1 protein-coding gene is annotated in these 209 nt (G+C 32.1%); it reads right to left on the bottom strand.

All coding sequences use genetic code 11. From position 1 onward, the window contains the following. A partial coding sequence (locus tag CAMP5063_RS08475; protein WP_337195176.1) for a hypothetical protein occupies positions 1-209 on the bottom strand: 209 nt, incomplete at both ends.

Below are 209 nucleotides of genomic sequence, written 5' to 3'. Positions count from 1 at the left end.
AGCATTTACACTAATTACAGGGTTATTTTTAAATGGGGTTTTAGAAGTAATAGTTGCTTTAGCTTCACCACTAGAATTAAATGTTGTATCATGATCATTTAAAGTAGCGTCTCCACTTATATTCCATTCTACTTTTTCATAAGGTTTTCCACCTTTTAATATTGCGTGTGCCTCTTCTCCTTCTTGAGCATTAAAGGAATTCTTATCTA

Source organism: Campylobacter sp. RM5063, assembly GCF_024723655.1.
GTDB lineage: Bacteria > Campylobacterota > Campylobacteria > Campylobacterales > Campylobacteraceae > Campylobacter_D > Campylobacter_D lari_D.
Note: the sequence above shows the minus strand (reverse complement) of the source record. Positions and strands in the feature narration are given on the sequence as shown.